General features: G+C 66.2%; 17 protein-coding genes. 9 read left to right on the top strand and 8 right to left on the bottom strand.

From position 1 onward, the window contains the following. Positions 1-154: 154 nt before the first annotated feature. Positions 155-1,117 (top strand): threonine dehydratase, encoded by a 963-nt coding sequence (locus tag HMPREF2886_RS10690; protein ID WP_033971257.1) that lies wholly within the window; start codon positions 155-157, stop codon positions 1,115-1,117. Between the two features lie 15 nt (positions 1,118-1,132). Here HMPREF2886_RS10690 and HMPREF2886_RS10685 read toward each other — a convergent pair whose 3' ends face one another. The 3 genes from HMPREF2886_RS10685 to HMPREF2886_RS10675 all read right to left on the bottom strand — a co-directional run bounded on the left by HMPREF2886_RS10685 (position 1,133) and on the right by HMPREF2886_RS10675 (position 3,489). Beyond that, positions 1,133-1,552 carry an MAPEG family protein gene (locus HMPREF2886_RS10685; protein ID WP_003085846.1) on the bottom strand — a complete coding sequence of 140 codons (420 nt, stop codon included), beginning with the start codon at positions 1,550-1,552 and terminating at the stop codon, positions 1,133-1,135. A 253-nt stretch (positions 1,553-1,805) separates the two neighbouring features. Beyond that, the gene (gene trxB, locus HMPREF2886_RS10680) at positions 1,806-2,756 is read right to left on the bottom strand and encodes a thioredoxin-disulfide reductase (RefSeq protein WP_033971259.1); all 951 of its coding nucleotides are present in this window, start codon (positions 2,754-2,756) and stop codon (positions 1,806-1,808) included. Between the two features lie 133 nt (positions 2,757-2,889). Then, on the bottom strand, positions 2,890-3,489 hold the full coding sequence (locus HMPREF2886_RS10675; protein ID WP_003085842.1) for a peroxiredoxin: 600 nt from the start codon (positions 3,487-3,489) through the stop codon (positions 2,890-2,892). Between the two features lie 184 nt (positions 3,490-3,673). Here HMPREF2886_RS10675 and HMPREF2886_RS10670 point away from each other — a divergent pair, with 184 nt between their 5' ends. From HMPREF2886_RS10670 to HMPREF2886_RS10645, 6 genes are all read left to right on the top strand, one after another. Continuing rightward, positions 3,674-5,629, top strand: a complete 1,956-nt coding sequence (locus tag HMPREF2886_RS10670; protein ID WP_033971264.1) for a sensor domain-containing diguanylate cyclase — start codon at positions 3,674-3,676, stop codon at positions 5,627-5,629. A gap of 84 nt (positions 5,630-5,713) precedes the next feature. Then, positions 5,714-6,454, top strand: a complete 741-nt coding sequence (gene cysZ, locus HMPREF2886_RS10665) for a sulfate transporter CysZ (RefSeq protein WP_003116482.1) — start codon at positions 5,714-5,716, stop codon at positions 6,452-6,454. Positions 6,455-6,827: 373 nt separating this feature from the next. Continuing rightward, the gene (gene cerN, locus HMPREF2886_RS10660; protein ID WP_039027269.1) at positions 6,828-8,840 is read left to right on the top strand and encodes a ceramidase CerN; all 2,013 of its coding nucleotides are present in this window, start codon (positions 6,828-6,830) and stop codon (positions 8,838-8,840) included. A 343-nt stretch (positions 8,841-9,183) separates the two neighbouring features. Beyond that, positions 9,184-11,376, top strand: coding sequence for a phosphocholine-specific phospholipase C (locus HMPREF2886_RS10655; RefSeq protein WP_070747330.1), 2,193 nt, complete (start codon positions 9,184-9,186; stop codon positions 11,374-11,376). A 17-nt stretch (positions 11,377-11,393) separates the two neighbouring features. Then, positions 11,394-12,017, top strand: coding sequence for a phospholipase C accessory protein PlcR (plcR, locus tag HMPREF2886_RS10650; protein ID WP_039027268.1), 624 nt, complete (start codon positions 11,394-11,396; stop codon positions 12,015-12,017). Between the two features lie 87 nt (positions 12,018-12,104). After that, positions 12,105-13,325, top strand: coding sequence for a glycosyltransferase family 4 protein (locus HMPREF2886_RS10645; protein ID WP_003085828.1), 1,221 nt, complete (start codon positions 12,105-12,107; stop codon positions 13,323-13,325). A 3-nt stretch (positions 13,326-13,328) separates the two neighbouring features. Here HMPREF2886_RS10645 and HMPREF2886_RS10640 read toward each other — a convergent pair whose 3' ends face one another. The 5 genes from HMPREF2886_RS10640 to HMPREF2886_RS10620 all read right to left on the bottom strand — a co-directional run bounded on the left by HMPREF2886_RS10640 (position 13,329) and on the right by HMPREF2886_RS10620 (position 17,545). Then, positions 13,329-14,288: a DegV family protein gene (locus tag HMPREF2886_RS10640; RefSeq protein WP_070747328.1), complete on the bottom strand. Its 960-nt coding sequence runs from the start codon at positions 14,286-14,288 to the stop codon at positions 13,329-13,331. A 189-nt stretch (positions 14,289-14,477) separates the two neighbouring features. Next, the gene (locus HMPREF2886_RS10635; RefSeq protein ID WP_003120762.1) at positions 14,478-15,590 is read right to left on the bottom strand and encodes an NADH:flavin oxidoreductase; all 1,113 of its coding nucleotides are present in this window, start codon (positions 15,588-15,590) and stop codon (positions 14,478-14,480) included. 40 nt (positions 15,591-15,630) lie between these two features. Next, positions 15,631-16,221, bottom strand: a complete 591-nt coding sequence (locus HMPREF2886_RS10630) for a TetR/AcrR family transcriptional regulator (protein ID WP_003116488.1) — start codon at positions 16,219-16,221, stop codon at positions 15,631-15,633. A gap of 150 nt (positions 16,222-16,371) precedes the next feature. Further along, positions 16,372-16,854 carry a glutathione peroxidase gene (locus HMPREF2886_RS10625; protein WP_003109429.1) on the bottom strand — a complete coding sequence of 161 codons (483 nt, stop codon included), beginning with the start codon at positions 16,852-16,854 and terminating at the stop codon, positions 16,372-16,374. Positions 16,855-17,059: 205 nt separating this feature from the next. Beyond that, complete coding sequence (locus tag HMPREF2886_RS10620; protein ID WP_003085816.1) at positions 17,060-17,545, bottom strand: FKBP-type peptidyl-prolyl cis-trans isomerase; 486 nt, start codon at positions 17,543-17,545, stop codon at positions 17,060-17,062. Here HMPREF2886_RS10620 and HMPREF2886_RS33175 point away from each other — a divergent pair. Together HMPREF2886_RS33175 and HMPREF2886_RS10615 are read left to right on the top strand one after the other, a co-directional pair. After that, a complete protein-coding gene (locus tag HMPREF2886_RS33175; protein ID WP_003109430.1) occupies positions 17,514-17,852 on the top strand; it encodes a DUF3565 domain-containing protein in 339 nt (112 codons plus the stop codon). The two genes, HMPREF2886_RS10620 and HMPREF2886_RS33175, sit on opposite strands and share 32 nt — an antisense overlap. After that, complete coding sequence (locus tag HMPREF2886_RS10615; protein ID WP_003085814.1) at positions 17,852-19,036, top strand: acetate kinase; 1,185 nt, start codon at positions 17,852-17,854, stop codon at positions 19,034-19,036. Before HMPREF2886_RS33175 ends, HMPREF2886_RS10615 begins: the two co-directional genes overlap by 1 nt. Positions 19,037-19,068: the final 32 nt, after the last annotated feature.

Raw genomic sequence — 19,068 nt, 5'->3', positions numbered from 1 at the left:
CGGGCGGCAGTCGTTTTCGCCGCCAGGCACCCACAGCGAGACGGCGAATCCGCACAACGGTACAGTCTCCCGGCGAAACCCTGGCTACGTGTGCCTGTTCAATCTGCCGTGCGCTCCCTAGGCTGGTCCGACCACCAGCACGGGGAAACCACGCATGCCATTTTCTCTCGCCTCCCTCCAACAGGCCGCCGCCATCGTCCACCAGAGCCTGCCACCGACGCCGCAGATACGCTGGCCGCTGCTATGCGAGGCACTCGGTTGCGAAGTGTGGATGAAGCACGAGAACCACCTGCCGGTGGGGGCCTTCAAGCTGCGCGGCGGCCTGGTGTATTTCCACCACCTGGCGCACCAGGGCGAGCGACCGGCCGGCGTGATCAGCGCCACCCGCGGCAACCACGGCCAGTCGGTGGCCTTTTCGGCGAGCCGCTACGGCATCCAGCCGATCATCGTCGTGCCGCACGGCAACAGCCGTGAGAAGAACGCGGCGATGCGCAGCCTCGGCGCGGAGCTGATCGAGCATGGCGAGGACTTCCAGGCCTCCCGCGAATACGCCGCCGAGCGCGCCCGGCACGAAGGCCTGCACCTGATTCCGGCGTTCCATCCCTGGCTGGTGGCCGGGGTCGCCAGCTACAGCCTGGAGTTGTTCGCCGCGCTGGCCGACCTTGACGAGGTCTACGTGCCGATCGGTATGGGTTCGGGCATCTGCGGCCTGATCGCCGCACGCGACGCGCTGGGCCTGAAGACCCGCATCGTCGGCGTGGTGTCCGCCCATGCGCCGGCCTACGCCCTGTCGTTCGAGGCCGGCACGCCGATCAGCCACCCGGTCGACACCCGCCTGGCCGACGGCATGGCGTGCAGTACGCCGGACCCGAGCGCGCTGGAAATGATCTTGGCCGGCGCCGATCGCCTGGTGCGGGTCAGCGACAGGGAGATCGGCGCGGCCATGCGCCTGTGCTTCACCACCACCCACAACGTCGCCGAGGGCGCCGGGGTGGCGGCGCTGGCCGCCGCCTGGCAGGAGCGCGAGCGCCTGAAGGGGCTGAAGGTAGGCCTGATCCTCAGCGGAGCGAACGTCGACCGCGAGGTATTCGCCGAGCAACTGGCCTCCGGCGACTGAGCCGGCGCCGCGCCGCTAGGCCAGCCCCGCAAGAAGCAGCAGCCACCAGGCGAGCACCAGCAACTGCACGAAGAAGCCGGCGAAACGCAGCCAGACGAACAGCGCGGAGGTGCTGACCAGGTGCATCAGCGACTGGAACAACCGGGCGCCGAGTACCAGTGGCGCCAGCGGGTCGGTCAGGCTGCTCTGCCCGCTGGCGATCGCGTAGAGCAGCGCGCCGGCCAGCAGCGGCAGGTTCTCCACGCAGTTGGCATGGACCCGCACCAGCCGCTGGCCGAAACCGCCAGGCGTGTTGCTGCCATCGGCGGCGAAGGCGTTCACCGCCATCCGCCCGCCGAGTACCAACAGGCCGCGCTGGCTGACCAGCAGGAAGACCAGCAACAGGGTCCAGGCGATCAGGCCGAGCAGGCAGATCGCGCTAGGGCTGAGAAACATGGATGACGCTCCTTCTATTGTCTTGTCGTGGGAAGGATGAAGCGTCTGGATTCTAGGCCGGCTAGAGCAATTGCTCTATTCGCGGTCCGCCGTCCTTAAGTCGTGTTCTGCCGGCACGCCGCTCGGCCTCGATGTCCACCGCCGGCGGATACGTAACCGGACGACCCACTGCCCGCGGCTTTCCGAACGAACAAAGAAAAACCCCGCCGAAGCGGGGCCTTCCTTGCACGCAGCACTCAGGGCTGTCTTCTCATCAGAGCGAATCGAGATAGCGCTCCACATCCAGCGCGGCCATGCAGCCGGCGCCGGCCGAGGTGATCGCCTGGCGGTAGACGTGGTCGGCCACGTCACCGGCGGCGAACACACCCGGTACGTTGGTCGCGGTGGCGTTGCCTTCGCGCCCGCCGTTGACCACCAGGTAGCCGTCCTTCAGGGCCAGTTGCCCTTCGAACAGCGAGGTATTGGGAGTATGGCCGATGGCGACGAACATGCCATCCACGGCGATCTCCTCGCTGCCGCCATCGCGAGTCTTCAGGCGCACGCCGGTGACGCCCATCGCGTCGCCAAGCACCTCATCGACCTCGGCGTTGAGCTTGAGCACTATCTTGCCCTCGGCGACCCGCGCCTGCAGCTTGTCCTGGAGGATCTTCTCGGCGCGGAAGGTCTCGCGACGATGCACCAGGGTCACCCGGCTGGCGATGTTGGCCAGGTACAGGGCCTCTTCGACAGCGGTATTGCCGCCGCCGATCACCGCCACTTCGCGGTTGCGGTAGAAGAAACCGTCGCAGGTAGCGCAGGCCGACACGCCCTTGCCCATGAACGCCTGCTCCGACGGTAGCCCCAGGTAGCGCGCGCTGGCACCGGTGGCGATGATCAGTGCGTCGCAGGTGTAGGTGCCGTTGTCGCCGCGCAGGGTGAACGGCTTGCCGGCCAGGTCCACGGCATGGATGTGGTCGAAGACGATCTCGGTCTCGAAGCGCTCGGCGTGCTCCTGCATCCGCTGCATCAGTGCCGGGCCGGTCAGGCCGTGGGGGTCGCCCGGCCAGTTGTCGACCTCGGTGGTGGTGGTCAACTGGCCGCCGGCCTGCATGCCGGTGATCAGCAGCGGCTTGAGGTTGGCGCGCGCGGCGTAGACAGCCGCGCTGTAACCGGCGGGACCGGAACCGAGGATGATCACTCGGGCGTGGCGGAGGGTATCGGGCATCTCGTCGGACTCCTGCCGACCTCAGGGTCGGCGCGAATAAAAACGGGGCCACCAAAGCACATGGGGAAGGCTTGGAAGGAGCGGTCGCCCCGGGAAAAGGTCGGCCGGGCACACTTCGCGCCCGGCATCGGGATCACAGCGCCTCGGCGTTCTCGGCCAGGTACGAGGCCACGCCCTCGGCGCTCGCCTTCATGCCTTTCTGGCCCTTGCGCCAGCCGGCCGGGCAGACCTCGCCGTGTTCCTCGGTGAACTGCAGGGCCTCTACCAGGCGCACCATCTCGTCCACCTCGCGCCCCAGCGGCAGGTTGTTCACCACCTGGTGCTGGACCACCCCGGCGCGATCGATCAGGAACGAAGCACGCAAGGCCACGCCGTCCTCGTGCTCGATGCCGTAGGCGCGGGTGATCTCGTGCTTGACGTCGGCGACCATGGTGAACTCGACCGCGCCGATGCCGCCCTTCTCCACCGGCGTGCTGCGCCAGGCGTGATGGGTGAACTGCGAGTCGATGGAGACACCGACCACCTCGACGCCCAGCTCGCGGAACTTATCCATGCGGTTGTTGTGGGCGATGATTTCCGAGGGGCAGACGAAAGTGAAGTCGAGCGGCCAGAAGAACAGTACGACGTACTTGCCGCGCAGGCTGGAAAGCTGGAAGGCATCGACGATCGAGCCATCGCCGAGGACCGCGGCGGCAGTGAAATCGGGGGCTTGCTTGTTGACCAGTACGCTCATCGCGAGGCTCCTAGAAGGTTGGGTTCCGCCCGGCGATGCCAGGCTCCCGGAAGAATATGCAGCGCAGGTTACCCAGCCACGACGATGCGTTGAAATGTCGAATTTCAATTCGCACGATAGAGTCGGCCTATGCTCTCAACCTGCGGCTAGACTCATGCTGTCGCCCATTACCCGTCCTCACCGCATGCCCCTACGCACACGCCTGCTCTGGCTGTTCCTGCCGTTGCTGGCCGCCAGTCTCGGCGGTATCTGGCTCTTGTCGGAAAGCATCCTGCTGAGCCGTTTCGACCGAGAGGACCAGCAACGCCTGCAGGAGGGCGCCACCGTCCTGCACAACCGGCTGGACTTCGAGTTGAAGCGCCACCTGGACATCGTTCGCACCTACGCTTGGTGGGATGCCAGCTACGACTTCATCCAGCGCCCCAACGAGACCTTCGAACAGGAAAACCTCGACCACGAGATGCTCGACGACCTGGGATTCGACTTCGTCCTGTTCCTCGACGACCGGGGTCACCTGCAACTGAAGCAGTGGTCCCCGCCCGCGCCCGACCAGCGCGTGCTCTTCGGCGCCCCCTCGGCGAGCGACCAGGCCCTGCTCGAGGCGCTGCAGCAACGCGCCATCCGCCTCGGCGCGCTGGACTTTCGCGGACGCACCGACCACAGCCTGAGCGAGCTGCTGCTGGTCGACAACCTGCCGACCCTGCTGGTCAGCGTGCCTATCAGCAACAACCAGGGTAGCGCGCCGGCGAAGGGCGCGATCCTCGCCGGCTACTTCCTCGACCGGGAACGCCTGGCCAACCTCCGCGAACAGATGCAGGCCGACCTGCAACCGATGCCCAATATCGCCACCGACTCCACCTGGAAGCCGCTGCGCAGCCGCAGCGGCAGTACCCACAACCAGGCCCTGCTCAGCCCGCGGCGGTTCATCGGCGAACATGTCCAGCAGGTCTCGGTGCAGTACCTGAGTTCCAGCGGCGAGCCGCAGCTGCGCTTCGACATCACCAAGAAACGCCTGCTCTACATCCAGGGCGAGAAGGCCATCAACTTCTTCCTCGGCGCCTCCCTGCTGGTCGCGCTGGGCGCTTTCCTGGTCGGCTACCTGGCCCTGGAGCTGTGGGTCCTGCGCCGGGTCCAACGGCTCAACCGGGAGGTCGCCGAAGTCGGGCGCAACGCCCACTCGATACGCCTGAGCGACTTCGGCAACGACGAGCTGGGACAACTGGCGGGCGAGATGAACCAGATGCTCGAGCGCCTGGAGCACAGCGAGGCGCGCGACCGGGCGATCCTCCAGTCGATGCGCGACGGCTACTTCGAAATGGACGTCGACGGCGTGATCCTCACCGTCAACCCCGCGCTCTGCCAACTGCTCGGCCAGACGCGCGAAGCGCTGATCGGCCATCCCTACTACGAGCTGCTCGGCGAAGACGACCTGGCGCGTGCCCGCCAACCCTTCCAGCGCGCCATGCAGAGCGGCGCAGGCAAGACCTTCGCCATCCCTCTGCAGCGCGCCGACGGCAGCCTCGGCTACTTCGAGGCCACGGTTTCGCTGATCCACGACCTGCAGGGCGAACTGCGGGGCTACCGCGGCATCGTCCGCGACGTCAGCGACCAGATCGCCTACCAGCAGCAATTGCTGGAAATGGCCTACCGCGACCCGCTGACCGGTCTGGGCAACCGCAAGGCCTTCGAGGAACAGCTCGGCCAGGCGTTGCTTCGCGCCGGCTCCGGCGGAAGCGAACTGGCGCTGCTGTACCTGGACCTGGACCGCTTCAAGGAGGTCAACGACCGCTTCGGCCACGACATCGGCGACGCCCTCCTCAGGGCCGTCGCCGAACGGGTACGCAGCACCCTGCGGCAGCCGGACAAGGCCTACCGCCTGGGCGGCGACGAATTCGCCGTGCTCCTCGAGGACAGCCAGGAAAACAATCCGCAGCGCCTCGCAGAACGCCTGCTGGCGGCGCTGGTCCAACCGATCGCGCTGAATGGCGAACGCATCGACTTCGTCACCCCGAGCATCGGCATCGCTCTCTACCCACGGCATGCCGGCGATGCCGAAGGACTGGTCCGTGCCGCCGACAGCGCCATGTACGAGGCCAAGCGCCAGCGCAACCACTATTGCCTGTACCAGGCGCCAGCCTGAAATGCGCGGTCAAACAGGCTCTGTCGCGGGCTTTCGCCAGTCTGCTAAGGTTTCAGCCCGCATCCCATCGGAGAACCATTCCCTATGCCAGCCCTGAGCGGCCCGCAATACCTCGGCGAAGGCCTGAAGCTGATCATGCGTCCCGGCCTGCGCCTGTTCGTGCTGATCCCCCTGACCCTCAACCTGCTGGTGTTCGCCCTGCTGATCGGCTTCGCGATGCAGCAGTTCAGCCACTGGGTCGACCTGCTGATGCCCAGCCTGCCCGACTGGCTGAGCTTCCTGCAGTACATCGTCTGGCCGTTGTTCGTCCTGCTGGTGCTGGTGATCGTGTTCTTCACCTTCACCATGGTCGCCAACATCATCTCCGCGCCGTTCAACGGCTTCCTCTCGGAAAAGGTCGAGGTGGTGGTTCGCGGCCGCGACGACTTCCCGCCGTTCAGCTGGGCCGAACTGCTGGCGATGATCCCGCGCACCATGGGTCGCGAGATGCGCAAGCTCGCCTACTTCCTGCCGCGCGCGCTGGTGCTGCTGGTGCTGAGCTTCGTGCCCGGGGTCAACCTGATCGCCACGCCGCTGTGGATCCTCTTCGGCATCTGGATGATGGCGGTGCAGTACATCGACTATCCGGCGGACAACCACAAGCTCGGCTGGAACGAGATGCTCGCCTGGCTGCGCAGCAAGCGCTGGGCGTGCATGGGTTTCGGCGGGGTGACCTACCTGGCGCTGCTGATCCCGCTGGTCAACCTGGTCATGATGCCCGCCGCCGTCGCCGGCGCCACCCTGTTCTGGGTCCGCGAGGAAGGCGAGAAGGCACTGGTGAAATAAGCATGCGCCCGGTGTCCGCTGTCGGCATTGTCAGGCGGGCGTCAGCGCCCTGACAGCCGGCGTCGGGCACACTACGAATGCCCTCGGGAGCGTCGGCGCAGGCCGCAGCCGAGACCTGCGCCAGCCCTTGCAGACCGGCTCGACGCTGCCGAACCGACTGGCCGCCGGTGCTTCCCCACGCAGGCGGCCTTTTTTTACCCGCCTGCCTCGCCGTCCATGCAGGATGGCCGGCGCTCACCCCCTTCCTGTCCGCTACGCCCCCCTCGACTCCGCCATCCTGGCACTACAGTGGCAACCAGGCGAAGCAGGCTCCGGCCCGCTTTCGATGACCACCGTCCCCAGCCCACCAGCGGCAAACAAGAAGAGGGTCGCCATGTCACGTTCCGCGCTCACCACGCTATTGCTTTCCTGTGTCCTCCTGCTCCTTTCCCAGCCCTTGCGAGCCGACGACCTGCCCTACCGTTTCGGCCTGGGCAAGGCGGACATCACCGGCGAAGCCGCCGAAGTCGGCATGATGGGTTACTCCTCCCTCGAACAGAAGACCGCCGGCATCCACATGCGCCAGTGGGCGCGTGCCTTCGTCATCGAGGAGCCCGCCAGCGGGCGCCGGCTCGTCTACGTCAACACCGACCTGGGGATGATCTTCCAGGCCGTGCACCTGAAGGTCCTGGAGCGGCTCAAGGCGAAGTACCCCGGGGTCTACGACGAGAACAACGTGATGCTCGCCGCCACCCACACCCACTCCGGTCCGGGCGGCTTCTCCCACTACGCGATGTACAACCTGTCGGTGCTCGGCTTCCAGGAGAAGACCTTCAACGCCATCGTCGACGGCATCGTCCGCTCCATCGAGCGGGCCCAGGCCAGCTTGCAGCCCGGCCGCCTGTTCTACGGCAGCGGCGAGCTGCGCAACGCCAGCCGCAACCGCTCGCTGCTGTCGCACCTGAAGAATCCGGACATCGCCGGCTACGAGGATGGCATCGACCCGCAGATGAGCGTGCTCAGCTTCGTCGACGCCAACGGCGAGCTGGCCGGCGCGATCAGCTGGTTCCCGGTGCACAGCACCTCGATGACCAACGCCAATCACCTGATCTCCCCGGACAACAAGGGCTACGCTTCCTATCACTGGGAGCACGACGTCAGCCGCAAGAGCGGTTTCGTCGCCGCCTTCGCCCAGACCAATGCAGGCAACCTGTCGCCCAACCTGAACCTGAAGCCCGGCTCCGGTCCCTTCGACAACGAGTTCGACAACACCCGCGAGATCGGTCTGCGCCAATTCGCCAAGGCCTACGAGATCGCCGGCCAGGCCCAGGAGGAAGTGCTCGGCGAACTGGATTCGCGCTTCCGTTTCGTCGACTTCACCCGCCTGCCGATCCGCCCGGAGTTCACCGACGGCCAGCCGCGCCAACTGTGCACCGCGGCCATCGGCACCAGCCTGGCCGCCGGTAGCACCGAAGACGGGCCAGGCCCGCTGGGGCTGGAGGAAGGCAACAATCCGTTCCTCTCGGCCCTTGGCGGGTTGCTCACCGGCGTGCCGCCGCAGGAGCTGGTGCAATGCCAGGCAGAAAAGACCATCCTCGCCGACACCGGCAACAAGAAACCCTACCCCTGGACGCCGACGGTGCTGCCGATCCAGATGTTCCGCATCGGCCAGTTGGAATTGCTCGGCGCCCCCGCCGAGTTCACCGTGATGGCCGGGGTGCGGATCCGCCGCGCGGTGCAGGCGGCCAGCGAAGCGGCCGGTATCCGCCATGTGATCTTCAATGGCTACGCGAATGCCTATGCCAGCTACGTCACCACCCGCGAGGAATACGCCGCCCAGGAATACGAAGGCGGCTCGACCCTCTACGGCCCCTGGACCCAGGCCGCCTACCAGCAGTTGTTCGTCGACATGGCGGTGGCGCTGCGCGAACGCCTGCCGGTGGAAACCTCGGCGATAGCGCCGGACCTGTCCTGCTGCCAGATGAACTTCCAGACCGGAGTAGTGGCCGATGATCCCTATATCGGCAAGTCCTTCGGCGACGTATTGCAACAACCCAGGGAAAGTTATCGCATCGGCGACAAGGTGACCGTCGCTTTCGTGACCGGACATCCGAAGAATGACTTGCGCACCGAGAAGACTTTCCTGGAAGTGGTGAGTATCGGCAAGGATGGCAAACAGACGCCCGTGACCATTGCCACCGACAATGACTGGGATACTCAGTACCGCTGGGAGAGAGTGGGTATATCTGCCTCGAAAGCGACTATCAACTGGTCCATTCCACCAGGGACCGAGCCCGGCCATTACTACATCAGGCACTACGGCAACGCGAAGAACTTCTGGACCCAGAAGATCAGCGAAATCGGCGGCTCGACTCGCTCCTTCGAGGTGCTCGGCACCGCTCCCTAGCGGACTCCAGCCAAGGTTTCGAGATTCGCCAGCCAACTTTATGACACATGGAAGTCGTCAAATAAAGTGTGATACCCAGCACACGAAAAAGTGAGCTTTCATTCAACCGGGAAGGGCATGGAACTCCATATCCATGCCCTTTTTCTATTTATCCCGAAAAACTTCTCAAGTTGTCGCTCAAGGTCATATCGAAGTCGCTTTCGGAATCAACCAGAAAATTATTGCCATGAAACCATCGGCTCGCTGTATTCCCTGCCGGAAAAACAGCGAAGACGATTAATCATCTCGAAACAAGAAGTACGCAGATTGATGGAAATCAAAAAACCACCCGGGAAATAAAACGATGACCGAAAACTGGAAATTCCGCCGTCGAACCTTTCTCAAGCACGGCGCCCAGGCCGCTACCCTGGCCGGCCTTTCCGGGCTGTTCCCGGAGACCCTTCGGCGCGCCCTGGCCATCGAGCCGGACATCCGCACCGGAACCATCCAGGACGTCCAGCACGTGGTCATCCTGATGCAGGAGAACCGCAGCTTCGATCACTACTTCGGCCACCTCAACGGCGTCCGCGGCTTCAACGACCCTCGCGCGCTCAAGCGCCAGGACGGCAAGCCGGTCTGGTACCAGAACTACAAGTACGAGTTCTCCCCCTATCACTGGGATACCAAGGTCACCAGCGCCCAGTGGGTGAGTTCGCAGAACCATGAATGGTCGGCCTTCCACGCGATCTGGAACCAGGGCCGCAACGACAAGTGGATGGCGGTGCAGTACCCCGAAGCCATGGGCTACTTCAAGCGCGGCGACATTCCCTACTACTACGCCCTGGCCGACGCCTTCACCCTGTGCGAGGCCTACCACCAGTCGATGATGGGCCCGACCAATCCGAACCGCCTCTACCACATGAGCGGACGCGCCGCCCCCAGCGGCGACGGCAAGGACGTACACATCGGCAACGACATGGGCGACGGCACCATCGGCGCCAGCGGCACGGTGGACTGGACCACCTATCCCGAGCGGCTAAGCGCCGCTGGCGTGGACTGGCGGGTCTACCAGGAAGGCGGCTACCGCTCCTCGTCGCTCTGGTACCTGTACGTCGACGCCTACTGGAAATACCGGCTCCAGGAGCAGAACAACTATGACTGCAACGCCCTCGCCTGGTTCAGGAACTTCAAGAACGCCCCGCGCGATTCGGACCTCTGGCAGCGCGCCATGCTCGCCCGCGGCGTCGACCAGTTGCGCAAGGATGTGCAGGAGAACACGCTGCCGCAGGTGTCGTGGATCGTCGCGCCCTACTGCTACTGCGAGCATCCCTGGTGGGGTCCCTCGTTCGGCGAGTACTACGTGACCCGGGTGCTCGACGCGCTGACCAGCAACCCCGAGGTCTGGGCCAGGACCGTGTTCATCCTCAACTACGACGAGGGCGACGGCTTCTATGACCACGCCAGCGCCCCGGTGCCGCCGTGGAAGGACGGCGTCGGCCTTTCCACGGTCAGCACCGCCGGCGAGATCGAGGCATCCAGCGGACTGCCCATCGGGCTCGGCCACCGCGTCCCGCTGATCGCCATCTCGCCCTGGTCGAAGGGCGGCAAGGTCAGCGCCGAAGTGTTCGACCATACCTCGGTGCTGCGCTTCCTCGAACGCCGCTTCGGCGTCGTCGAGGAAAACATCTCGCCCTGGCGGCGTGCCGTCTGCGGCGACCTGACTTCGCTGTTCGACTTCCAGGGCGCAGGCGATACCCAGGTCGCCCCCGACCTGACCAACGTCCCGCAGAGCGACGCGCGCAAGGAGGACGCCTACTGGCAGCAGTTCTACCGGCCCAGCCCCAAGTACTGGTCCTACGAGCCCAAGAGCCTGCCCGGCCAGGAAAAGGGCCAGCGCCCTACCCTCGCGGTGCCCTACCAGTTGCACGCCACGCTGGCCCTCGACATCGCCGCCGGCAGGCTGCGCCTGACCCTGGGCAACGACGGCATGAACCTGCCGGGCAATCCGCAGGGACACTCCGCTGCGGTATTCCAGGTGCAGCCGCGGGAAGTCGGCAATCCGCGCTTCTATACCGTGACCAGCTATCCGGTGGTCCAGGAAAGCGGAGAGGAACTGGGCCGGACTCTCAACGACGAACTCGACGACCTGCTCGACGCCAACGGCCGCTACGCCTTCGAAGTGCACGGCCCCAACGGCTTCTTCCGCGAGTTCCACGGCAACCTGCATCTCGCCGCGCAGATGGCGCGGCCCGAGGTATCGGTCACCTATCAACGCAACGGCAACCTGCAGTTGAACATCCGCAATCTCGGCCGCCTGCCGTGCAGCGTGACGGTGACGCCCAACCCGGCCTATACCCGGGAAGGCAGCCGTCGCTATGAACTCGAACCGAACCAGGCGATCAGTGAAGTGTGGCTGTTACGCAGCAGCCAGGGCTGGTACGACCTCAGCGTGACCGCCAGCAATACGGAAGCCAACTATCTCCGCCGCCTGGCCGGACACGTCGAGACCGGCAAGCCGAGCAGGAGCGATCCATTGCTCGACATCGCAGCGACCTGAAGCGAGGACTCCATCGCATGAGACCTACCCTGACCTGGACCTTGCTGGCCCTGGTGCTCTGCGGCACGGCCATCGGCGCCGTCCTGTTGTTTTACCCATCGGAGCCGGCGCCCGTCGCGCCCTTCGCGTCTCCCCCGCAGGCCACGCCGGCGGCAAAACCTTCCATTCCTTCCCGAGCCCCCGAGATGAATACAGCCACCGCTCCCGACAACCTGGAACAGCAACTCGGCGAGTTCGGCCGCAACGCCGGGCAGATGTCCGAGATCGAACGCAAGCAGGCCGCCGAAGGCCTGATCGAACAGCTCAAGCGCGAGGTGGCGGTCGGCGCCGATCCGCGCCAGACCTTCGAGGAGATCCAGCGTCTGACGCCCTATGTGGAGGCCGATGCCAGGCGCCGCGAGGCGCTCGACTTCGAGATCTGGATGGCGCTCAAGGACAACGCCTCCGTCCAGCAGCAAGCGCCGACGCCTGGCGAGGAAGAGCAACTGCGCGAATACGCACAAGAGTCGGACAAGGTGATCGCCGAGGTGCTCGCCAGCGTCGACGGCGAGGAGCAGCGTCACGCCGCCATCGACGAACGCCTCAAGGCCCTGCGCAAGCAGATCTTCGGTGAGGAAAACCCGCGCCTGCTGCAACGCTGAAATCCACGGCGCCCCGACAGGGGCGCCGTCACGCAAGCGTCACCAAAACTTCACATCCGCTACACGGCGTCGGTCGACACTGACGTCATGAGCAGACCTCTAAGCATCGCCCTGATCAGCGAAACCTACCCGCCGGAAGTCAACGGCGTCGCCAATACCCTGGGTCGCCTGCATGCCGGCCTCCAGCAGCTTGGCCATCGGGTCCAGGTGGTGCGCCCACGCCAGCCCGGCGACGACGGCCGGCGCAGCGACGCCGAGCTGGTGCTCACCCGCGGCTGGCCGTTGCCCGGCTACCCCGGCCTGCAATGGGGCATGTCGAGCCTGCACAAGCTGCTGCGCTGCTGGAAGCGCCAGCGCCCGGACGTGCTCTACATCGCCACCGAAGGCCCGCTCGGCTTCTCTGCCCTGCGCGCCGCGCGGCGCCTGGGCATCCCGGCGGTCAGCGGCTTCCACACCAACTTCCAGCAGTACAGCGAGCACTACGGCTTCGGTCCGCTGACCCGGCTGGTCACCGGCTACCTGCGCTGGTTCCACAACCGCACGCAGATGACCCTGGTGCCCAGCGGCAGCCAGCGCATGGAATTGCAGCGGCGCGGTTTCGAACGTCTCAACCTGCTTTCCCGCGGGGTCGACAGCCAACTCTTCCATCCCTCCCGGCGCGATCCCGAACTACGCCGGCGCTGGGGCCTGGGCGAACAGGACATCGCCGTGCTGCACGTCGGCCGGCTGGCGGCGGAGAAGAACCTCGGCCTGCTCGGCGGCACCTTCCGCGCGCTCTGCGCCGCCCATCCGCAACTGAAGCTGCGCCTGGTACTGGTGGGCGACGGGCCGGAGCGCAAGCACCTCGAACGCGACCTCCCCGAAGCGCTGTTCTGCGGCGTCCAGCGCGGCGAAACCCTGGCCGCCCACTACGCCTCGGGCGACCTGTTCCTCTTCCCAAGCCTGTCGGAGACCTTCGGCAACGTGGTCCTCGAAGCCCAGGCCGCCGGCCTCGCGGTGGTCGCCTTCGACCAGGCCGCCGCCGGCCAGCACATCCGCCATGGGCACAACGGCGTGCTCGCCGCGCCGGGCGACAAGAGCGGCTTCGTCGAAGTCGCCAGTTGGCTGCTGGACGACCAGGAACGCCTGCGCCGGGTCCGTCTCAACGCCCGCCAACACGCCAGCCGGCAAGGTTGGGACAGTATTGTCGAGCACTTCCAGAACTACCTGGAGGACGCCTGCGCCAGTCCGCTGGTCCAGCCCGCTCGGTCGAAGCCCGAGCGGCCGCCGGCAGAGGACGGCGGAGCCTTGCCACGCAGCCGCGAGTAGGTCTCAGGCAAAGGCTTTCGGCGTGGCGATGAAGCCCAGGCTCATGGCCCCGGCGCCCAGGTTGATACCGCCGGTAGGGCTGAGCATGCCCAGGTGCAAGTGGATGTCGCGCTCGCGGCAGGCGTTCTCCAGCGCGGCGAAGCCCGGCAGATCGCGCAGCGCGGTCGGATCGCCGGCATAGCTGAGAGCCAGTTGCGGTGCCAGCAACTCACCCGCCTGTACCCGCGCCAGGGCATAGCCGAACAGCTTCTCCGCCGACTTCTCGAAGCTCGGCGAGAGCGTCACCGGTTTGTCCTCGCCATCGGCCAGGCTGAACACCGGCTTGACGTCGAGCAGCGAGCCCAACCCCAGCGCCGCGCCCTTGACCCGGTCGACGAAACCGCTGCGATCGCCTTTCTGGAAGCCGCGCCGGCGCAAGTGGCCCAGGTCGTCGGCGACCAGGTAGGTGCAGGTCTGCTGGCTGAGCTGTTCGAGGCGCGTGCGCAGCGCGTTGGGGTGGCTGCCCTGCGCCAGCAGGCGCGTGCCCTCGGCCGCCAGGCAGGCGATGCCGGCGAACACCGAGTGGCTGTCGAGCACGCGTAGGGTGAAGGGACCGGCGATGCCGGCCTCGTGGCGGCGCTCGTGGTAATGCTGGAGCAGGCCGAAGGAAGCCTGGGTGGCGTGCTCGAAGATCGGGCTGCGCAGGCTGTCGACGGTGAGGCAGACCACGTAGTCGAAGTCGGTCACCAGTTCGTCGAGGAACCATTGCTGCAACTCGGCGGCGGAGAGCGGCTGGCTGCCGTCCTTGCTGCCGACTTTGGGCAGGTGGTCGCGGTAGAAGCTCAGGGTGGTGTCGGGGTCGCGTCGATCGATGAGCCGCTGCTCGCCCAGGCGGATCCCGATCGGCATCACGCGGATGCCGTGGGCGGCGAGGAATTCGGGCGGCAGGTCGCAGGTCGCGTCGACCACTAGGCCGATACGCATGGATTCGCTCCTCTGGCCGTTTCTCGGCCTATTGTTGTGTTGGCGGTCATACAATGCCCGTTTCGGACTTTGAAGTCAGCCGGCCGCACGGCGGGTTTTCGGAAAAATCACGGGCATGAAAAATCCCACCCCGAGGGGTGGGATCTCCTTGCCGGCGCGGCGCCGGGCCGGTGCGCCGCGGACGCGGCCTCAGACCAGGCTGGCCAGGGCCTCGCGGCTGAACGGCTTGATGTCGCCGATACGCCCCTCGCGGACCTTCACCGCCCATTCCGGATCCACCAGCAGCGCGCGGCCCACCGCGACCAGGTCGAACTCGCCCTTGTCCAGGCGCTCCACCAGGCCGTCGATGCTCGCCGGCTGCGCCACCTCGTCGGTTTTGCCGAAGAATTGCAGGAACTCGCTGCCGTCCAGGCCGACGTTACCCACGGTAATGGTCGGCTTCCCGGTCAGCTCGCGGGTCCAGCCGGCCAGGTTGAGTTCCGAGCCTTCGAACTCGGGAATCCAGAAGCGGCGGGTCGAGCAGTGGAAGATATCGACGCCGGCCTCCACCAGCGGCGCGAGGAACTCGCGCAGGCCCTCCGGGGTTTCCACCAGGCGCGCGGAATAGTCCTGCTGCTTCCATTGGGAGAAGCGGAAGATGATCGGGAAATCCGCGCCGACCGCCGCGCGCACCGCCCGCACCAGCTCGACGGCGAAGCGCGAGCGATTGGCCAGGCTGCCGCCGTACTCGTCGTCCCGCTGGTTGCTGCCTTCCCAGAAGAACTGGTCGATCAGGTAGCCGTGGGCGCCGTGGATCTCCACCCCGTCCATGCCGATCGCCTGGGCGTCGCGGGCGGCCTGGGCGAAGGCGGCGATGACGTCCTGGATGTCGGCCTTGCTCATGCCGTGGACCAGCACCTTGCCGTCCTTGGCCTTCTCCATCGGGCCGTAGCCGGGCACGCTGGCGTCCGGCTCCACGCCCAGGCGCCGAACGCTGCCGACGTGCCAGAGCTGCGGAACGATGCGCCCGCCCTCGGCATGCACCGCGTCGACCACCTGCTTCCAGCCGGCCAGGGCGTCCTCGCCATAGAAGCGCGGCACGTTCGGATAGCCGTTGGCGGCCTTGTGGCCGACCGTTGTGCCTTCGCTGACGATCAGGCCGACGCCGGCGGCGGCGCGCCGGCGGTAGTACTCGACGACCTTGGCGTTGGGTACGCCGCCGGGGGAAAAGTTGCGGGTCATCGGTGCCATCACCACACGGGTGGGCAGTTCCAGGGCGCCGAGGCGGAACGGTTGGAACAGGGCTTCTACGGGGGCACTCATGGACGGACTCCTGAGGGGGAATGGGAGGTTCGGGCAGGTATCAGGCGCGGAGCAGCAGCTCCAGGCGCGACATGAAAGCATTCAGCGGAGCGAGGCCGGCGCCGACCTTGAAGCGCGCCAGGGCGCCCTGCCAGGCGAAGCCGATGAAGCCGGCCAGGCTCGCGCAGTCCTCGTCGGCGGCCAGTTCGCCGGCCTCGCGCGCCTGCTCCAGACAGTCCTGGAGGATTCGCGCGGAAGCCTGCAGGATCGACTCGACCTTGGCCGCGATCGGCGGCGACAGCTCGGCCATCTCGAAGCTCAGGCTGCCGATGAAGCAGTGGTATTCGGGCTTTTCCTGGCGGGCGAAGTGCTCCAGCAGCTCGCCGTAGTAGCGCAGCACCCGCTCGCGCGGGCTGAAGCGGCTATCGCCGAGGGCCTGGGCGTAGCGCGCCAGGCGCGGCGCGTAGACGTGCTCCAGGGCCTGCTGGGCGAAAGCTTCCTTGCTATCGAAGTAGTGATAGAAAGAGCCCTTGGGGATGCGCGCGGCCTGGACGATCTCCAGCACCCCGGTGCCGTGGTAGCCACGTCGGGTCATGACCTCGGAGCCCTTGGCCAGGATCAGTTCGCGCTTGTCGAGTCGGTTGCTAGTCATGGAACGAGAGAATATGACCGGTCGTCTCGTCCGCCCAGCATTATCAACGGCGGTGATCAAGCGTTACAGGCAGAGGCTTATCGCGTTGCGTCATGAAGCGGCGCAAGACAGGAAAGGAAGCGGCGGGACGCGAACGCGTCCCGCGGGAGATCAACCCAGGGCCTTCTCGATGGCTTGCACCAGGGCCGGGTCGTCCGGCGCCGTGCGCGGGCTGAAACGCGCCAGCACGCGACCGTCGGGACCGAGCAGGAATTTCTCGAAGTTCCAGGTGATGTCGCCGGGAAACTCCGCGCCCTCGCCCGCCAGCAGGCGATAGAGCGGATGCCGCGCGCTGCCGTTGACCTCGACCTTGGCGCTCATCGGGAAGCTGACGCCATAGTTCAGGCTGCAGAAGGACTGGATATCCGCCTCGCTGCCCGGCTCCTGCCCGGCGAACTGGTTGCAGGGCACGCCGAGCACCGCGAAACCGCGCTCGCGGTAGGTCTGGTAGAGATTCTCCAGGCCGGCGTACTGGGGTGTCAGGCCGCATTTGGAGGCGACATTGACCACCAGCAGCACCTTGCCCTTGAACGGGGAAAGCGGCAGGTCCTGTCCATCCAACCCCTGCAGGGTGAGATCGTGAAAGGCACTCATGACGTACTCCTTGCGCATTCAGCGACACAACGTGCCAAGCCCCGCACCAGGCAAGAACCCTGGCTGCGGCGCATCCCCAGGGACGGGGTAAAGAGCCCAGGCATGGCGCATGACGCGAAAGGCGCCCACAGGCGCCTTTCGCTATACCAGCTTAGCAGTTCCGCCGGCGGACGGCCCAGGCCATCAATCGGCGAATGAACGCCGATCAGTGGTGGTGACCGCCTTCGCCATGGATGTGGCCGTGGGCGATTTCCTCGGCGTTGGCCTCGCGCACGTCGACTACCTTGACCTTGAAGTTCAGGCGCTGGCCGGCCAGCGGATGGTTGCCGTCGACGGTCACGTCGTCGCCGTCGATGTCGCGGATGGTGACGATCTGCATGCCGCCGTCCGGAGCCGAGGCGTGGAACTGCATGCCGACTTCCAGTTCGTCGACGCCTTCGAACATCTCGCGGGTCAGGGTCGCGACCAGTTCGGCGCTGTATTCGCCATAGGCGTCTTCCGGCTCGATGGCGACGCTCAGTTCGTCACCGACGTTCTTGCCTTCCAGGGCCTTCTCCAGGCCGACGATGATGTTGCCGGCACCGTGCAGGTAGACCAGCGGCGCGCCACCAGCGGAACTGTCGATGACATCCCCGGCGTCGTTGGTCAGGGTATAGTCGATGGAAACCGCCTTGTTGGCCGCGATCTGCATGGTTCGAAACCTTTTCGATAAAGAAGATGAATGCGTAAGTGTACGCATCAATAGCCCCGAAAGCGACCGCGCCCCTGATGAACGGGGCGCGCGAGCGCCGTCGCGGGTGATTGATTTTCATCAGGACGAGGAAGGCCATTGGGTGGCAGTCTTGTCCTGTGGCCATACTCAACACCTGCGCCACCAACCGCCCTGGCAATCGCGCGCCTGGGTCCTTGACGAAAACGAGCGGCACAGACAGCTCGGCCGCGAATTTCGCTGCGGCTGGTGTGCCCGGGAAGAAGAAGAGCAGACCAAGGAGCAGTGATGCCCTCACGCAACATACTGGTGATCAACTGCGGCAGTTCGTCGATCAAGTTCGCCCTGGTCAACGAGGCCCACTCCCTGTTTCCCCTGCACGGTCTCGCCGAGCGCCTGGGCAGCCGCGATGCGGTGCTGCGCTGGAAGCGCGGCGGCGACAGCGACAGCCTGATGATTCCCAACGCCGACCACCGCGCCGCCCTCGCCCAGTTGCTGCCGATGGTGCAGAACGCCGCGGGCGGCAAGCTCCACGGCATCGGCCACCGGGTGGTGCATGGCGGCGAGCTGTTCACCCATGCCACGCGCATCGACGACCGGGTGGTCGAGGCGATCCGGGCCACCGCGCCACTGGCGCCCCTGCACAATCCGGCCAACCTGCAAGGCATCGAGGCGGCGATGACGCTGTTTCCCAAGCTGCCCCACGTCGCCGTGTTCGACACCGCCTTCCACCAGAGCCTGCCGGAACACGCCTACCGCTACGCCCTGCCGGAAGCCCTCTACCGCGAGCATGGCGTGCGCCGCTACGGCTTCCACGGCACCAGCCACCGCTACGTCAGCCACCGCGCCGCGGAAATGGCCGGGCTGGCGGTCGGCGACAGCAGTTGGCTCAGCGCCCACCTCGGCAACGGCAGCTCGACCTGCGCCATCGTCAACGGCCAGAGCCTCGACACCAGCATGGGCCTGACCCCGCTGGAAGGCCTGGTGATGGGCACCCGCAGCGGCGACGTCGACCCCAACCTGCACAGCCACCTGGCGCGGACCCTGGGCTGGAGCCTGGAGCGCATCGACTCGATGCTGAACAACGAAAGCGGCCTGCTCGGCCTCTCCGACCTGTCCAACGACATGCGTACCCTGGAGCAGGAGCGCGAGCAGGGCCACCCCGGCGCGGCCCTGGCGATCGAGGTGTTCTGCTACCGCCTGGCCAAGTCCCTGGCGGCGATGAGCTGCGCCCTGCCGCAACTGGACGGGGTGATCTTCACCGGTGGCATCGGCGAGAACTCGCCGCTGGTGCGCGCCAAGACCGCCGCCCACCTGCGGCTGTTCGACCTGCGCCTCGACCAGGAGGCCAACGCCCGCTGCGTGCGCGGCGTCGCCGGGCCGATCCAGGCCGCGGGGCATCCGCGGGTACTGGTGATCCCGACCAACGAAGAGCGGCAGATCGCCCTCGACACGCTGGCCCTGCTCGACTGAACTGGATCGACGCCCCCGCCCGACCAGGCGGT

The sequence above is a fragment of the Pseudomonas sp. HMSC066A08 genome, from assembly GCF_001813025.1.
In the GTDB taxonomy this organism is placed as follows: Bacteria; Pseudomonadota; Gammaproteobacteria; order Pseudomonadales; family Pseudomonadaceae; genus Pseudomonas; species Pseudomonas aeruginosa.
Note: the sequence above shows the minus strand (reverse complement) of the source record. Positions and strands in the feature narration are given on the sequence as shown.

Excerpts from the sequence above, each read along its gene's own strand:
- HMPREF2886_RS10640 (WP_070747328.1), bottom strand. The coding sequence starts at position 14,288 with ATGCGTATCGGCCTAGTGGTCGACGCGACCTGCGACCTGCCGCCCGAA.
- HMPREF2886_RS10620 (WP_003085816.1), bottom strand. The coding sequence starts at position 17,545 with ATGCAGATCGCGGCCAACAAGGCGGTTTCCATCGACTATACCCTGACC.
- cysZ (WP_003116482.1), top strand. The coding sequence starts at position 5,714 with ATGCCAGCCCTGAGCGGCCCGCAATACCTCGGCGAAGGCCTGAAGCTG.
- HMPREF2886_RS10635 (WP_003120762.1), bottom strand. The coding sequence starts at position 15,590 with ATGAGTGCCCCCGTAGAAGCCCTGTTCCAACCGTTCCGCCTCGGCGCC.
- HMPREF2886_RS33175 (WP_003109430.1), top strand. The coding sequence starts at position 17,514 with ATGGAAACCGCCTTGTTGGCCGCGATCTGCATGGTTCGAAACCTTTTC.
- HMPREF2886_RS10615 (WP_003085814.1), top strand. The coding sequence starts at position 17,852 with ATGCCCTCACGCAACATACTGGTGATCAACTGCGGCAGTTCGTCGATC.
- HMPREF2886_RS10675 (WP_003085842.1), bottom strand. The coding sequence starts at position 3,489 with ATGAGCGTACTGGTCAACAAGCAAGCCCCCGATTTCACTGCCGCCGCG.
- HMPREF2886_RS10690 (WP_033971257.1), top strand. The coding sequence starts at position 155 with ATGCCATTTTCTCTCGCCTCCCTCCAACAGGCCGCCGCCATCGTCCAC.
- trxB (WP_033971259.1), bottom strand. The coding sequence starts at position 2,756 with ATGCCCGATACCCTCCGCCACGCCCGAGTGATCATCCTCGGTTCCGGT.
- HMPREF2886_RS10630 (WP_003116488.1), bottom strand. The coding sequence starts at position 16,221 with ATGACTAGCAACCGACTCGACAAGCGCGAACTGATCCTGGCCAAGGGC.
- cerN (WP_039027269.1), top strand. The coding sequence starts at position 6,828 with ATGTCACGTTCCGCGCTCACCACGCTATTGCTTTCCTGTGTCCTCCTG.
- HMPREF2886_RS10670 (WP_033971264.1), top strand. The coding sequence starts at position 3,674 with ATGCCCCTACGCACACGCCTGCTCTGGCTGTTCCTGCCGTTGCTGGCC.
- HMPREF2886_RS10655 (WP_070747330.1), top strand. The coding sequence starts at position 9,184 with ATGACCGAAAACTGGAAATTCCGCCGTCGAACCTTTCTCAAGCACGGC.
- HMPREF2886_RS10685 (WP_003085846.1), bottom strand. The coding sequence starts at position 1,552 with ATGTTTCTCAGCCCTAGCGCGATCTGCCTGCTCGGCCTGATCGCCTGG.
- HMPREF2886_RS10625 (WP_003109429.1), bottom strand. The coding sequence starts at position 16,854 with ATGAGTGCCTTTCACGATCTCACCCTGCAGGGGTTGGATGGACAGGAC.
- plcR (WP_039027268.1), top strand. The coding sequence starts at position 11,394 with ATGAGACCTACCCTGACCTGGACCTTGCTGGCCCTGGTGCTCTGCGGC.
- HMPREF2886_RS10645 (WP_003085828.1), top strand. The coding sequence starts at position 12,105 with ATGAGCAGACCTCTAAGCATCGCCCTGATCAGCGAAACCTACCCGCCG.